General features: G+C 54.2%; 12 protein-coding genes. 7 read left to right on the forward strand and 5 right to left on the reverse strand.

Annotated elements, in window-relative coordinates:
* Positions 1-26: 26 nt before the first annotated feature.
* The 6 genes from garD (at position 27) to DAQ1742_RS16215 (ending at position 5,535) form a co-directional block, all read left to right on the forward strand.
* Positions 27-1,601 (forward strand): galactarate dehydratase, encoded by a 1,575-nt coding sequence (gene garD, locus DAQ1742_RS16190; protein ID WP_035346287.1) that lies wholly within the window; start codon positions 27-29, stop codon positions 1,599-1,601.
* Positions 1,602-2,313: 712 nt separating this feature from the next.
* Complete coding sequence (locus DAQ1742_RS16195; RefSeq protein ID WP_035343911.1) at positions 2,314-3,849, forward strand: methyl-accepting chemotaxis protein; 1,536 nt, start codon at positions 2,314-2,316, stop codon at positions 3,847-3,849.
* A gap of 157 nt (positions 3,850-4,006) precedes the next feature.
* Entirely contained in the window at positions 4,007-4,339 is a 333-nt protein-coding gene (locus DAQ1742_RS16200) for a hypothetical protein (RefSeq protein WP_035343913.1), read from the forward strand.
* Between the two features lie 147 nt (positions 4,340-4,486).
* Positions 4,487-4,852: a FlxA-like family protein gene (locus DAQ1742_RS16205; RefSeq protein WP_035343915.1), complete on the forward strand. Its 366-nt coding sequence runs from the start codon at positions 4,487-4,489 to the stop codon at positions 4,850-4,852.
* 82 nt (positions 4,853-4,934) lie between these two features.
* Positions 4,935-5,165, forward strand: coding sequence for a hypothetical protein (locus DAQ1742_RS16210; RefSeq protein ID WP_158513819.1), 231 nt, complete (start codon positions 4,935-4,937; stop codon positions 5,163-5,165).
* Positions 5,128-5,535 (forward strand): FlxA-like family protein, encoded by a 408-nt coding sequence (locus DAQ1742_RS16215; protein WP_051124116.1) that lies wholly within the window; start codon positions 5,128-5,130, stop codon positions 5,533-5,535. The genes DAQ1742_RS16210 and DAQ1742_RS16215 overlap by 38 nt, the downstream gene beginning before the upstream one ends.
* Before the next feature lie 66 nt (positions 5,536-5,601).
* On the opposite strand, the gene DAQ1742_RS16220 is transcribed toward DAQ1742_RS16215, so the two are convergent.
* The 5 genes from DAQ1742_RS16220 to DAQ1742_RS16240 form a co-directional block, all read right to left on the reverse strand.
* Complete coding sequence (locus tag DAQ1742_RS16220; RefSeq protein ID WP_035343917.1) at positions 5,602-5,826, reverse strand: DUF3820 family protein; 225 nt, start codon at positions 5,824-5,826, stop codon at positions 5,602-5,604.
* Between the two features lie 56 nt (positions 5,827-5,882).
* Positions 5,883-7,967, reverse strand: coding sequence for an NAD-dependent DNA ligase LigA (gene ligA, locus DAQ1742_RS16225; protein ID WP_051124117.1), 2,085 nt, complete (start codon positions 7,965-7,967; stop codon positions 5,883-5,885).
* A gap of 11 nt (positions 7,968-7,978) precedes the next feature.
* Complete coding sequence (gene hldE / locus DAQ1742_RS16230; RefSeq protein WP_035343919.1) at positions 7,979-9,406, reverse strand: bifunctional D-glycero-beta-D-manno-heptose-7-phosphate kinase/D-glycero-beta-D-manno-heptose 1-phosphate adenylyltransferase HldE; 1,428 nt, start codon at positions 9,404-9,406, stop codon at positions 7,979-7,981.
* An 85-nt stretch (positions 9,407-9,491) separates the two neighbouring features.
* The gene (gene glnE, locus DAQ1742_RS16235) at positions 9,492-12,275 is read right to left on the reverse strand and encodes a bifunctional [glutamate--ammonia ligase]-adenylyl-L-tyrosine phosphorylase/[glutamate--ammonia-ligase] adenylyltransferase (protein ID WP_371327848.1); all 2,784 of its coding nucleotides are present in this window, start codon (positions 12,273-12,275) and stop codon (positions 9,492-9,494) included.
* A 219-nt stretch (positions 12,276-12,494) separates the two neighbouring features.
* Positions 12,495-13,826, reverse strand: a complete 1,332-nt coding sequence (locus tag DAQ1742_RS16240) for a CYTH domain-containing protein (protein ID WP_180706177.1) — start codon at positions 13,824-13,826, stop codon at positions 12,495-12,497.
* A 230-nt stretch (positions 13,827-14,056) separates the two neighbouring features.
* On the opposite strand from DAQ1742_RS16240, the gene DAQ1742_RS16245 reads away from it, so the two are divergent.
* Positions 14,057-14,677, forward strand: a complete 621-nt coding sequence (locus DAQ1742_RS16245) for a TIGR04211 family SH3 domain-containing protein (protein ID WP_035346294.1) — start codon at positions 14,057-14,059, stop codon at positions 14,675-14,677.
* Positions 14,678-14,782: the final 105 nt, after the last annotated feature.

Consider the following 14,782-nt stretch of genomic DNA (forward strand, 5'->3'; position numbering starts at 1 on the left):
TTATCTCATTCATGAAGGTCAGTACCATGTCAGCACATTCATCACATGAAGTGGCTAACGAACGGCCGCTTTATATTAAGGTTCATGACTCTGACAATGTCGCTATTGTCGTGAACAATCATGGACTGAAAGCCGGTACACGATTTCCCTGTGGGCTGGAATTGCAAGAACATGTGCCACAGGGGCATAAAGTTGCTCTGGTGGATATTGCCAATGCCGCGCCCATCATTCGCTATGGTGAGGTTATCGGTTACGCATTGCGCGATATTGGGCGTGGCTGCTGGATAGATGAATCGCTGGTGGCGCTGCCTGAGGCACCCGCGCTGGAGAGCCTGCCCCTGGCAACCAAAGTGCCCGCCGCTCTGCCGCCGCTTGAGGGCTACACCTTTGCAGGCTACCGTAATCCAGATGGCAGCGTCGGTACGAAAAACCTGCTGGGCATTACCACCAGCGTGCATTGTGTGGCGGGTGTCGTCGATTACGTGGTGAACCTTATCGAGCGGGATTTACTGCCGCGTTATCCGAACGTCGATGGCGTGGTTGCTCTCAATCATCTCTATGGCTGCGGGGTCGCTATCAACGCACCGGCCGCCGTTGTCCCGATTCGTACCATTCACAACCTGGCGCTTAACCCGAATTTTGGTGGTGAAGTGCTGGTCGTCGGCCTCGGGTGTGAAAAACTTCAGCCCGAACGCCTGCTACAAGGCACACCGGATGTACAGGCTATCTCACTGGATGACACCAGCATTGTGCGTTTGCAAGATGAACATCACGTTGGCTTTAGATCAATGGTGGATGACATTCTGGCGATGGCGGATAAACACCTGCAACGGCTGAATGCGCGCCAGCGGGAAACCGTTCCTGCCAGCGAACTGGTGGTGGGGATGCAGTGTGGCGGCAGCGATGCTTTCTCCGGCGTAACCGCCAACCCGGCGGTCGGGTTCGCGTCTGATCTGCTGGTGCGCTGTGGTGCCACCGTCATGTTTTCGGAAGTCACCGAAGTCCGCGATGCCATTCATCTGCTCACCCCGCGCGCCATCACCGAAGAGGTGGGCAAACGGCTGCTCGAAGAGATGGCCTGGTATGATGACTATCTGGATAGCGGCAAGACTGATCGCAGCGCAAACCCCTCTCCCGGCAACAAGAAAGGCGGGCTGGCGAATGTGGTGGAAAAAGCGTTGGGCTCCATTGCCAAATCAGGCACCAGCGCCATTGTCGAAGTGCTGTCACCCGGTCAGCGCCCGACCAAACGCGGTTTGATTTATGCCGCAACCCCGGCCAGCGATTTTGTTTGCGGTACCCAGCAACTGGCCTCCGGCATCACCGTTCAGGTGTTTACAACCGGTCGAGGCACCCCTTACGGGCTTAAAGCGGTGCCTGTCATCAAAATGGCCACCCGTACCGATCTGGCACAACGCTGGCACGACCTGATGGACATAAACGCAGGCACCATTGCAACCGGTGATGCCACCATTGAAGCCGTTGGCTGGCAGTTGTTCGAGTTTATTCTCGACATCGCCAGCGGCAGAAAGACCACCTGGTCAGATCAATGGGGCTTGCATAATGCGCTGTCGGTCTTCAACCCGGCTCCCGTGACCTGAATAGATTGCGCCACGCACGCACCTTAACCCACACGGCAGCCCTGCACTGAAGGGCTGTCGTCTGTCTTTTTATGGCCCCTCATTTCGTCTGAAAAACCCGGCATAATTATCTTATTATCTATCATCATGCCGATCACACTGTACATTTTGCTGCTTATCTCTGTGCTTATAGCATTTACACCGCTATCGATTAATACCATTATTTATCAGGTTTCCTTTCCCCCAGCCGATTGTCATAAAAACATCACTTTCGCCATTACTGTTAATAAAACGTTTTTATTGTGATGCACCAATTAATAAAAATTCGATCAATATTTAATGAAGTAATAAAACAAAGCGAAAATGCAAGCCATGAAAATGATTCTGTTGACAACGTAAAGAGGCAAAGCATAAATTCCCGGTAACAAAAAAAAGGGTGAACTTATTCATGGATGCTTTAAAAATAGAGCATCCTGTTTTGCATATCTGACAATTGGCAAGGGTTGTATTCAGCATGAATGCCCGCCTGAAAAATAAAAAACGAAACTACAACAATAACCTAAATCATTCGGGGTGCAGAAACACTCAAGCGAAGCGCTGATAACACCCTGGCATAAGCCAGATTGAGCGCAGCTTGCGGATAAAACCTGTCAACATGACGGTAAATAACACCAACATTTCTGCAACCTGCAAGATAACAGGTATCGCTGACACACAACATTTGGGGTTCCCTATGAGGGTGAATACACCTATTACACAGCAAGAACATCGGCTAGATAGCAATACTATATTAATGTCTACCACCGACATTCACAGTCACATTACCTACGCCAACTCGGCATTTATTCGTGTTAGTGGTTTTGATGAACATGAGCTGGTCGGCACGCCGCATAATATTGTTCGCCACCCGGATATGCCCGTCGAAGCGTTTGCCGACATGTGGTACACACTACAACAAGGCGACAGCTGGACCGGGCTGGTAAAAAACCGGCGCAAAAATGGCGATCATTATTGGGTGCGGGCTAACGTGACGCCGGTTTATCACCATAATCAACTCACCGGTTATATTTCTGTACGCAATACCCCAGGTGCTGAAGAAATCAAAGCCGCAGAACCCTTGTATGAAGCCGTTCAGAGCAAGCAGGCTCGCCATCTGCGGTTTTATAAAGGCCTGGTGGTACGTACCGGCGCGTTTGCCATTTTATCTGTATTTCAAAAAATGTCCGTGCGCTGGCGCTTAAGACTGGCTGTCCTCGCAGGTGGCCTTATTCCGCTGGTATTAAGCCTGCTGGGAGCCAATCTGATAACCGCCACGATGGCCTCGCTGTTGTTGATGGTGGTATTGGATACCTACTTACAGCAGCAGATTGCCCGTCCGCTGCGATTCACGCTGCGTCAGGCTCAGCAGGTCGTCTCTGGTCGTCGTGTCGATAATCATCGCCTCAACCGGGTTGATGAAATCGGGCTGTTACTTCGGGTGATTAACCAGTTTGGCCTTAACCTTCACTCGCTGGTTGATGACGTCGGAGCCCAGGTTGCCGGAATTAATCAGGTCAGCCAGCAACTGGCCGATAGCAACAACGACCTGAGCGCTCGCACGGAAGAAACCTCCGCCAACCTGCAACAAACGGCCGCTGCGATTGAACAAATCACCGTTGCGGTGCAGCAAAGTGCAGAAACAGCCACCCAGGCAACGCAGATGGCACAAAGCGCCAGCAACTCGGCGACGCAGGGTGGAAACATCATGGCAGATGCCGTTGGCATGATGGAGGCTATCTCGCAGGCCAGCCGGAAAATGGTCGATATTATCGGCGTTATCGACAGTATCGCCTTTCAAACCAACATACTGGCCCTGAATGCGGCGGTTGAAGCTGCCAGAGCCGGTACTCAGGGGCGTGGTTTCGCCGTCGTCGCCGCCGAAGTGCGAAGCCTGGCACAGCATTCGGCATCGGCTGCGCAGGAAATCAAAGCGTTGATTGACGCGAACATGAGCAGTGTGGAGAACGGCAGCGCTCTGGTAGACAAGGCTGGCCAGCATATTCAGGACATCGTCAATGAAGTGCAGCAGGTCGCAACGATGATAAGTGAAATCAGCAACGCCACCCGCGAACAGACAGCCGCACTCTCCTTGATTAATGACTCTATTGCACAGATTGAAACCATGACTTCGGGTAACACCGATATGGTAGAGCAATCTTCGGAGTTCGCAGCCGATCTCGGCAGGCAGGCTGTGCGTTTAACCGACGCCATCAATGTCTATGGAAAGTGATTGTCAGCCACAAAACACGATTCTTTACATCTCAATACGGACAAGAGATAGATAGAACGCCCTTTTTGGTTAATAATTACTCATGATACGACACAGTATGCCGATAACAGAGATAGCAGGGGTGCTCCCTGCGCTAACGACATAATCAGGAGGATGTATGCTGAGTCCAATTGCCACCTCCAGCTTTGCGGTGATGCCAGTGCCAGCATCCACCAGTGTCGAAACCAACACGGAGCAAAAGGTTTCAGAACGTAATTTGCAAAACCTGAAAGCCGCTGAAACATCAGGCGAAAGTACCAAAAAGCAGCAGGAAACCACGGTTAATGGTCAGCAACAGTCTATGCAGGCACAGATTGTTGTTATGCAGGGCCAGATAGCACAGATGCAAAATCAGCAGGTGCCGCCAACGCAAGAAAGCAAACCGCTGGTAAAACCCGTAGAGGGGGTCAATCGTCCCTCTGCTGAGCACGCAATTGATATCTATATCTGAGACTTACCCGCAAAATTAACAGCCTCAGTTTAAAGCCCATCACTGTTGTGGGCTTTTCTTTGTCAGGAAAGCGAAAAAACCGTAAAACCACAGCAGAGTATCGCCGATAACGGTATCGCCACTATTCGTTATTACAAGGAGGAATTTATGGCAAGCTCTATCGGCTCAGCAACATCGGCCGTCTCCACATCATCCGCCAGCAGCAGTGCCAGCGTTGATCAGCAAATCGCACAGCTAAACAAGCAGATTCAAACGCTGACCAAGCAAGCCACCAAGCTGACTCAGCAAATGACTGAAGCCAAAACCGATGAAGAACGCCAGTTGCTTGAGCAGCAGCAAAAAATGATTCAGGCGCAAATTCAACAGTTACAGGCGCAAATTCAGCAGTTACAGCAGCAAAAAGCACAAAGCCAGCAGGCGCAGCAGGCTGAAACCTCTCAGGCTCAGTCTGTTAAACCGCAGGAAGGTGTTAATGCGCCCACGAATGAAAACAGCATTAATATCTATATCTAAAATATCTATATCTAATCGTTCACACCGATAATTTATAGATAACCACACTGCACCAACATCCAAAGCACTGCCGGGAACCATCATGGCTGTGCTTTTTCTTGCGCGCCAGCGCGTTGACTCGTCCTTTCCCTGTCGGTTTATCAACACACTCAACTCTCCCCCTACGCTGCCGATAACCAGAAATAAGCTGTTTTCTCATTATGGCAACGCCTCGGGAGAGGCGATCCCTGCGTTGTCACCTCTGGATAATCGTCAAACTATGGCAGGTAATATTTATGGCAGGCAGCATTGGTGGCATCAGCGTCAGTTTTAACAGCAGTAGCCCATCAGGCAACAGCGCGGTGCGAATGATTGATGAACAGATAAAAATGCTAAATACTCAGCTACAAAGTCTGTTTAAACAAAGCAGTACATTGCAAGATCAGATAAAAGAAACCGCTGACTCATCTGAACAAGAAAAATTACAGCAGCAACTCAATATGCTGACAATGCAGATAAAGCAGGTGCAGGCACAGCTTCAGCAATTGCGACAAATGCGTGAGCAGACGGCGCAAGGGGAAAGCGGGCAGCCCTCGGGCGCAAGCAATGATTTGGCCCAGCAACTCGATGCCATTAAACCGACGATTGAGGCCAACACCGGTAACAGCGCCTCGGGAAGCGCAGGTGTGGATGTGTTCGTATAACGGATATCTGGGTAGAAAGGGTGGAAAGGCATGGGAGCACTACTTCCTCCATGCCTGTATTACCCGTCAGTCGCCAGAGGGGCGGCGCAGCGGATGAATCAGACCTTGCAGCCCCTCTATTTTAATCGCCAGCGTCATCTGCATCAACACGCCCAGCCTTCCGGCTGGAAATGCCTCTTTACGGGCAAACCACAGCAGATACTCTTCAGGCAACTCTATCAACATCCGGCCTTTATATTTGCCAAACGGCATGGGGGTATTGGCGATTGCCAGCAAATCCGCTTTTTCCATCCGCCTGTTCCCGTTATGCGCGTTATACCCGTGACCCACAATGCATGTATGCCATTCTATACATCGCCCAGCAAACGCAGCATTTCGGCCTCATCAATAACCGCAATCCCCAGTTCCTGGGCCTTGGCAAGTTTGGAGCCTGCCGCTTCACCGGCTATCACCCAATCGGTTTTCTTTGACACACTACCGCTGACTTTTGCCCCCAGCGCGACCAGACGGTCTTTTGCCTCATCACGCGACAGCACGCTGAGTGAGCCGGTCAGCACTACGGTTTTTCCGGCAAATGGGCTGTCAGATGCAGCCACATCAACCACCACCGGATCAGGCCAGTGAATACCGATATCAGCACTGAGCAGTTCCTCAATCACCTGCTGGTTATGCACTTCATCAAGAAAGTGGCGCAGATGCGTTGCCACCACAATGCCGACATCCGGCACCTGCTGCAATGTATCCAGATCGGCACTCATCAATGCCTGTAGCGAGCCAAAATGCGCGGCCAAACTTGCCGCCGTCGCTTCTCCCACATCCCGAATACCGAGTGCATAGAGAAAGCGGGCAAAAGTAGTGGATTTCGCTTTCAGCAGGGCATTGACCAGATTCTGCGCCGACTTCGGCCCCATGCGCTCTAACCCGGTAAGGATGACGGCAGTGAGTCGAAACAGATCGGCTGGCGTCTTGACGTACTCTTTTTCCACCAGTTGATCGATGATTTTGTCACCCATGCCTTCTACATCGAGCGCCCGACGGGAAACGAAATGCTTCAGCGCCTCTTTGCGCTGAGCCCGGCAGTACAGCCCGCCGGTACAGCGCGCCACTGCCTCACCCTCAACCCGTTCAATCTCGGAGTCACACTCCGGGCAGCGGGTCGGAAAATCTATCTCACGGGCATCTGACGGGCGCTCAGACAAAACCACGCTGACGATTTGCGGGATCACATCCCCCGCCCGACGCACGGCAACCCGATCGCCGATTTTAATACCCAGCCGGGTTATCTCGTCTGCGTTATGCAATGTCGCATTACTGACCACCACGCCTGCCACCGCGACCGGCTCCAGCCTGGCAACCGGGGTAATGGCCCCGGTACGCCCGACCTGGAACTCGACATCGCGCAACCAGGTTAATTGCTCTTGAGCCGGAAACTTGAATGCAATCGCCCAGCGCGGGGCGCGCGCCACAAAACCTAAACGCGCCTGTAACGCCAGTTCATTGACTTTGATAACCACACCGTCGATATCAAAACCCAACGCTTCCCGCTCGCGCTCCACCTGACGGTAAAAATCGAGCACGGCATCACTACCGGTACACAGCCGTATCCGCTCACTGACAGGCAACCCCCAGTCACGCAGTTGCATCAGGCGCTGCCAGTGGGTATCCGGCAGGGTGCCGCCTTCCACCACACCAAGGCCATAACACAAAAACGTCAGCGGACGTTTGGCGGTAATACGCGGATCAAGCTGGCGCAGCGAGCCTGCGGCCGCATTACGCGGGTTCGCAAACACCTTACCACCGGTACGCCGCGCCTCATCATTGAGCGCATCAAACCCTTTGTGCTTCATAAACACCTCGCCCCGCACTTCAAGCCGTGCTGGCAGGTTATCACCGTGTAAACGCAAGGGAATGGCACCGATAGTGCGAATATTGGCAGTGATATTTTCGCCCGTCGTACCGTCACCACGGGTTGCCGCACGAACCAGTTGCCCGTCCTCATACAGCAAACTCACCGCCAGCCCGTCAAGTTTCAGCTCACAGCAAAACGCCAAATCGTGTTCGCTCTTGAGCCGGTCATGAAGGCGTTTGTCAAAGGCCAGAAAGCTGGCTTCATCAAAGGCGTTATCCAGCGATAACATCGGGACGTCATGCAATACCGGCTCAAATGCCTCCAGCGGTGTCGCACCCACGCGTTGCGTCGGCGAATCCGGCGTCACCAGTTCAGGGTGCGCCTGCTCGAGCGCTTTGAGGGTATTCATGAGATGGTCGTATTCTGCGTCGGGGATCTCCGGCGCATCTTCGACGTGATATTTATATTCGTGATAGCGCAGTTGGGTGCGCAGTGCCGCGATTGTCGCCAGCACCTGTGCCGGCACGGTTTGTGCCGACACATTCTCGATGTCGTTAGCAGGCTTTGACTGTTGTTGTGACATAGGTGTTTCCGTCAGTCTCTGGCCTTGATAGTGTTGATGATATTGGTTGTCGAGCAACCATCTTCAAAATTCAGCACCTTCACTTCACCGCCATTGGCCCAGACTTCCTTACTACCTGCGATATCTTCCGGTTTGTAATCACCGCCTTTAACCAGAATATCCGGCAGCACTTCGCTGATAAGGCGCTGTGGTGTGTCCTCTTCAAAGGCAACCACCCAGTCCACCGCTTCCAGCGCGCCGAGAACTATCATGCGTTGTGTCAGTGGGTTAACCGGGCGGCTCGGCCCTTTCAGGCGGCGGGTTGAATCATCGCTGTTCACTGCAACAATCAGCCGGTCGCCAAGGCGGCGCGCATTCGCCAGATACGAAACATGCCCGGCATGCAAAATATCGAAACACCCGTTGGTCATCACCACTGTTTCGCCACGCTGGCGCGCCAGTGCAACCGCCTGTTTGAGCTGCGCTTCACTCATTACACCAAAACCGGTATCCGCACGGCCGCGAATCGCATTTTCCAGCTCGACAGGCGTTACCGTTGACGTGCCGAGTTTACCGACTACCACACCGGCTGCGGCATTAGCTAAAAAGCAGGCTTCTTCGAGTGATTTCCCGGCCGCCAGCGCGGCCGCCAGCACCCCAATCACCGTGTCACCCGCACCGGTTACGTCATACACTTCTTGCGCTTGTGTTGGCAGGTGCACCGGAGCCTTACCCGGTTGCAGCAATGTCATACCCTGCTCTGAACGCGTGACCAGCAGCGCGGATAAATCCAGCTCAGCCAGCAGTGTCATACCACGCGTAACCAGGTCAGTTTCATCTTTGCAGCGCCCGACCACGGCCTCGAACTCAGACAGGTTTGGCGTCAGAAGGGTTGCGCCACGATAACGCGAGAAATCGGTGCCTTTCGGGTCAATCAGCACCGGCACACCGCAAGCGCGGGCGGTCTGTATCATCGCCTGCACATGCGCCAGTGCGCCTTTGGCATAGTCGGACAGTACCAATGCCCCCGTCGTCGGCAATGCCTGCTGGATGCGATCAATCATCGGTTGCGGGTCAATGTTGTCAAAACCCTCTTCGAAATCCAGGCGAATCAGTTGTTGATTGCGCGACAACACCCGCAATTTGGTGATGGTCGGGTGCGTTGGCACAGAGACGAAATCACACTTGACGTTCACTTCATCGAGTTTGGCGCTCAATGCCCGCGCCGCATCATCAATGCCCGTTAACCCCACTAAACGCGAGCCTGCGCCCAGCGCCGCAATATTCATGGCGACGTTAGCCGCACCGCCGGGCCGCTCTTCGATAGTATCCACCTTGACCACCGGCACCGGTGCTTCCGGCGAAATTCGGCTGGTCGGGCCGTACCAGTAGCGGTCCAGCATTACGTCGCCCACAACCAACACGTCGGCGTGGCGAAAATCAGGTAGCGTTACTTTCATTCCCTGGCTCCAAAAAACAGGTTCATTTTTAACGCGCGTATGGTATCACACTCACCGCGGCCACACTTACACCCAGGCCATTAGCTCAGTTCTCTATTCCCAGCCATTTCTGCCAGCTTTGTTGCACCTGCCGACGTTCGGCAACAAACGTCTCCTGGCTGACCCGGCCGGGCAGTTCCTGAAGGGCCAGATGATGAATTTCATCTCGCAGGGTGATATAAGCCAGCCGCAGCGCATCCGCCTCGTCTTCCTCCATCACGCCGTGGCGGGCAAGCAGCTCCAGAATACGCACATTGTCTGACCAGCGCGTCAGCCCTGGCTGTTTTGCCGCATCACGCAGTACCAGATATTGCGTGATAAATTCAATATCGGTAATGCCCCCGGCATCGGCTTTAATATCAAAGAGCGCAAGATCTTTCCCCGCATGGTGCTGGCGCATTTTCTCCCGCATTTCACGCACTTCGGCACGTAACGTTTCACCCTGCCGTTCACGGCATAAAATGCGCTCACGGATCTGCTCGAACTGTTGCTGGATAGCGGGCTCACCATACACCACACGGGCTCGCACCAGCGCCTGATGTTCCCAGGTCCAGGCTTCGTGACTCTGATAATCCTCAAAAGCCGTCACCGTGCTGACCAACATACCGGCCGCGCCCGAGGGGCGTAACCGTGCATCGACCTCGTACAAAATGCCGGATGAGGTACGGGTACTAAACAGATGCATGACTCGCTGGGCGAGGCGCAAATAAAACTGTCGGCCATCAATGCTGCGCTCACCGTCAGTCATCACGTTATCGGGGCAATCAATCAGAAAGACCAGGTCCAGATCGGAGCTGTACCCAAGCTCCCATCCCCCCAGTTTGCCATACCCCACCACGGCAAAACCGCGCCCCGACGCTGCATGCAGATGCGTCGGCTGACCATAGCGCACCACCATTTGATTCCATGCCTGCTGCACCACGGCCGCAATAATCGCCTCAGCCAGATACGTTAAGTGGTCACTCACTTTCATGACCGGCAGCGCGCCGACAATATCCGCCGCCGCAATGCGCAGATGCTGGGCCTGTTTGAACTGGCGCAGCGCCTCCAGTTGCTGCTCTTCATCATCTTCCGGCACACGCATCAGATATTGGCGCAGCTCGTCACGATACGCCTCCAGCGCCGTCGGTTGATAGAGCGTCGCGGGGTCAAGCAATTCATCCAGCAAGAGCGGATAGCGCGCCAGTTGGCTGGCTATCATCGGCGAGACGGCACACAGCCGAATGAGTTGTGTCAGCGCCGAGCGGGATTCCAGCAACAGTTCCAGATAGGTGGTGCGAGTCACAATCCCCAGTAACAGCGGTGTCAGACGGGCAACAATCACATCGGCATTAGGATGGCTACAGGCTTGCGCCAGTAGCGTTGGCATGAGTTGATCAAGCACGTCGCGCCCGCGCGGCCCGATGGTGCGCCGCGACAAATCGGCACGAAAATCAGCCACTTTAGTCAGTAAACGCTCACCAACCTCAGCCCCCAGCTGTGGCGCAAGCACACTCAAATCCGCTTCTTCCAGCCCATCCTGCCACAGGCTGCTGTAATGGCTGTGCTCCGGAGTTTCACTGCCATCGGGAGCGTCATCGCCAATCAGTTCATGGAACACATCGCGCACCGCCTGCATGTGATGATGTAAGACATCACTGAGTTGCAACCCGTTATCACACCGCATTCCCCAAGCGAGCCGGGCCTGATTGAGCGCATCATCAGGCAGGGTTTGCGTCTGTTCATCCGCGATGGATTGCAGCAGGTTTTCCAGCCGCCGCAAAAACAGATACGCCTCGCGCAGCGCCTCAACCTGAGCCGACGAGAGTAGCCCCAGCACGCCAACCTGGGTCAGCGTCGGTAACAGCGCCCGTCCCTGCAATAAAGGCTCGCGGCCACCGCGAATCAACTGGAATACCTGGGTGATGAATTCCACTTCACGAATCCCACCCGCTCCCAGCTTGATGTTATTGCGCAAATCCCGACGCCGCACTTCACGGGCTATCATGCTTTTCATATTGCGCAGCGACTGAATAACACTGAAATCGATATAACGGCGAAACACAAAGGGCCGCAGCATACGAATCAGTTCCTGGCTGTAAGGGTCATCATCACCGCCCATCAGCCGCGCTTTGACCATCGCGTAGCGTTCCCAGTCACGCCCCTGCTCCTGGTAATAGTCTTCCAGCGCCGCAAAGCTCATCACCAGCGGGCCACTATCACCAAATGGCCGCAGACGCATATCCACCCGATACACAAAGCCGTCTACCGTGGGCTGATCCAACACTTTAATCAGCCGTTGACCCAGGCGGGTAAAAAACTGGGCATTATCCAGCTCACGCCGCCCGCCGTGGGTGTGACCATTTTCGGGGTAGGCAAAAATCAGGTCGATATCGGAGGAAAAATTTAACTCTCCGCCGCCCAATTTCCCCATGCCAAGAATAAGCAACGGCTGTGGCTCTCCTGCCGCATTGCAAGGCGTTCCCCACTCACGACAGCACTGGTCGTAAAGCCACTGGCGAGCGGCCACAATCAGGGACTCAGCCAGAATGCTCAGTTGCTGCAACGTCTGCTCTGTTGTACTGAGGTTTAACCATTGCCCCCAGGCAATACGCACCAGCAAGCGACGGCGAAACAGGCGTAATGCCTGCATCAACGAGAGTTCATCGTGCACATTCGCCAGCGCCTGTGCCAGCCAGCCGCCGTATTGCTGCCATTCATCGGCCTGAGGCGGATGCTGGCACATCTCCTGATACCAGTCCGGGTGGCGTACCAGTGCATCACTGACAAAATCACTGCATGTTGGCACCGCTATCGCAGGAGCCAACACAGACGCATCAAACTCCGCCATCGATGCACCGGCAGCCGACAAACGCGCCACCTCTTGATGATAGTGGCCGATAAGCGGTTCAGAGAACGGAAACAGGGGACTCGTCATGGCGATATCCTTGCAACGCTGCCGCCAGGCAGTCTTATGAACAATAGTGGGGGCCAACGGCGGGTTAACACCAGGCACAGATGCCCACCCGCACAGCATGTGCCCGCGCGTAACCCTCAATACGACGTCAATTTACTGGCCACTGTGTAACCAGAATGGCGAGAGCGCCACCGCGTGTTTTCGGCATAGCTCCAGTTGCTGTGGCACCGACTGCCCGGCCGACAGCGACGCTATCTGTTGCATTAAATTGCGCCAGGGTTGCAGATAATTACAGGACTCCTGGCTGGGGGTAAGCGCCCCCAGCAGCAAGAAGGCATAAATACCGCGCTGCAAACGCGGCTGCTGTTGCAGATAGTGCAACGCATCGAGCGAATGGCTAAATACCGCCCGCAACTCTGCCTGACAGCGGCTCATCATGATATCGGCAAAGCGTTTCCAGCCACTTTGCAGGCGCATCAGTTCGCGGTTATCCAGATAACTGCGCCAGCCATGCCCGACCAGCCAGGAGGTCAGCGTCAACTTTCCTTTCAGGAATTCCGCTTCGTAGCACAATGCATCAGCCTGTTGTGTTCGCTCAATGCGCGCTTCAAGATGCGTCAAGGCTGCGCGGAACTCAGCGGTCACTTTTCGTGGCACGATGCCGCCCACCAATAACAGCAGTTCACGCATCATGGTACTGGCCTCAAGCAATTGGGTGCGCGCAGCCAGCTCGCCGCGGGCCCACAACTCTTCATGGTATTGCCAATGCCCCAGCGCATACTCAAGTGCCGTCGCAATACCTTGATCCAGCGTTATTTTCGGCTCGATCCGCAGAAAGCCAAGTTCACGGCACTGGCGTGGCGGATTCCCTTTTGCCAAATGGTAACCGCGGGCCGCTTTGCTCAGGTTCCCCTGGCGCAACCCACCGATATCGGCCAGCTCACGGGCAAATGCCAGCAGGTCTTCAGTACGGCCATTCTTCAGCTCCAGCTCCAGCTCGCACAGCGGTTCAGCGCATTCACCGGCACGAATCTCTCCGTTGTCAAAGGCAATTTCAATCAGGCTCTGGTGCCAGGAAATCACCCAGGCTTCACGCTGAAAATCGGTGCTGAACAACGGCTGTAATGCCCCGGCCAGTGCATCCAAATCACAGCCCTCCGGCCAGATTTCAGCAGGCAGTTGCCGAATGTCTAGCTGGGGTGAGGCAAGCGCTACGTTATATTCCGGGTGCTGATGCAACCCCCCGACCACTTTACCGGCGGTTTTTACCGTCATTTCGTACTGGCCGTTTTCCCCACGAATACGCAACCCAATCTCATGCTGGCGCAAATAACCGTCAGGCGTTTCATAGTAGATGTTGGCAAGTTGCCGGTTATGCAACGCATTGCTATGCCCGGCATCGTTTTTCCAGGCTTTCAGGCTTTGCATGACATCGTCCACTGCATTGGGGTGGACAATAAATTTCAGTTCAATCTCTTCACTCATGTTCTTGCATTACCGACTACGACAGAAATGCCGCCAGTAAATAACATTTTTTCGTTGCTTGCCACTTTTCCAGTACCACCACTCACGGCGTTGCGAGCGCTCTCACAACGCCGGGTTGCCATGCCAGGCATTAGCCAGAGTAGGAGTGTTCCCATTCAGGTTTCCAGGCCACCTCGTCAGACTGAACGCGCTGACACCCGAATAGTGATGAATGTAATTAATTGAATATGATGAATAAAATATCGATTTTCCTGAGCGTTCTGCTGGGGCTGACTTCAGCGTTTAGCCTGCATGCGCAAGAGACACGTTATATCTCCGATGACCTGCTCACTTACACCCGCAGCGGCCCGGGGGAGCAATACCGTATTGTCGGCACCCTGAACGCCGGGGAAGCCGTCACGGTACTGAGCGTGAACAAGGAAGCCGGGTACGCACAAATTCGTGATGAAAAAGGGCGCACCAGTTGGCTGGCACAACAGCAGTTAAGCCAGACACCCAGCCTGAAAACCTGCGTACCGGAACTGGAACATCAGGTCAGTACGTTAACGGAGAAGCTGAATAATCTCGATCGGCAGTGGAACCAGCGCACGGCAAGCCTGCAAGAAAAAGTCGCCAGCAACGATGCCACGCTGGCGGCTTTGCAACATGAAAACCAGGCGCTAAAAACCCAGCTTGAGGTCGCACAGAAGAAACTGGATATTGCGAACGTGCAACTGGATGAGAAGCAACGCACGCTTATCATCCAATGGTTTATGTATGGTGGCGGTGTCGCGGGTGGCGGCCTGCTATTGGGTCTGTTGTTACCGTATTGGCTGCCGCGACGCAAAAAAAGTGACCGCTGGATGGGCTAGAACGCCCGGCTCGCGCGCGCTCGCATACCGGTTATGCAACAGTTCCCTACTGATAAGTAACCATTTTTATCGGCAACTGATGGTGATAACAGGTATCCTCATCAA

It is taken from the genome of Dickeya aquatica, from assembly GCF_900095885.1.
Taxonomy (GTDB): domain Bacteria; phylum Pseudomonadota; class Gammaproteobacteria; order Enterobacterales; family Enterobacteriaceae; genus Dickeya; species Dickeya aquatica.

What these genes read in the sequence shown, in the direction of transcription:
- DAQ1742_RS16210 (WP_158513819.1), top strand. Translation starts at nt 4,935, where the DNA reads ATGGCTGTGCTTTTTCTTGCGCGCCAGCGCGTTGACTCGTCCTTTCCC.
- garD (WP_035346287.1), top strand. Translation starts at nt 27, where the DNA reads ATGTCAGCACATTCATCACATGAAGTGGCTAACGAACGGCCGCTTTAT.
- hldE (WP_035343919.1), bottom strand. Translation starts at nt 9,406, where the DNA reads ATGAAAGTAACGCTACCTGATTTTCGCCACGCCGACGTGTTGGTTGTG.
- DAQ1742_RS16240 (WP_180706177.1), bottom strand. Translation starts at nt 13,826, where the DNA reads ATGAGTGAAGAGATTGAACTGAAATTTATTGTCCACCCCAATGCAGTG.
- DAQ1742_RS16200 (WP_035343913.1), top strand. Translation starts at nt 4,007, where the DNA reads ATGCTGAGTCCAATTGCCACCTCCAGCTTTGCGGTGATGCCAGTGCCA.
- ligA (WP_051124117.1), bottom strand. Translation starts at nt 7,967, where the DNA reads ATGTCACAACAACAGTCAAAGCCTGCTAACGACATCGAGAATGTGTCG.
- DAQ1742_RS16215 (WP_051124116.1), top strand. Translation starts at nt 5,128, where the DNA reads ATGGCAGGCAGCATTGGTGGCATCAGCGTCAGTTTTAACAGCAGTAGC.
- DAQ1742_RS16245 (WP_035346294.1), top strand. Translation starts at nt 14,057, where the DNA reads ATGAATAAAATATCGATTTTCCTGAGCGTTCTGCTGGGGCTGACTTCA.
- DAQ1742_RS16195 (WP_035343911.1), top strand. Translation starts at nt 2,314, where the DNA reads ATGAGGGTGAATACACCTATTACACAGCAAGAACATCGGCTAGATAGC.
- DAQ1742_RS16205 (WP_035343915.1), top strand. Translation starts at nt 4,487, where the DNA reads ATGGCAAGCTCTATCGGCTCAGCAACATCGGCCGTCTCCACATCATCC.
- DAQ1742_RS16220 (WP_035343917.1), bottom strand. Translation starts at nt 5,826, where the DNA reads ATGGAAAAAGCGGATTTGCTGGCAATCGCCAATACCCCCATGCCGTTT.
- glnE (WP_371327848.1), bottom strand. Translation starts at nt 12,275, where the DNA reads ATGGCGGAGTTTGATGCGTCTGTGTTGGCTCCTGCGATAGCGGTGCCA.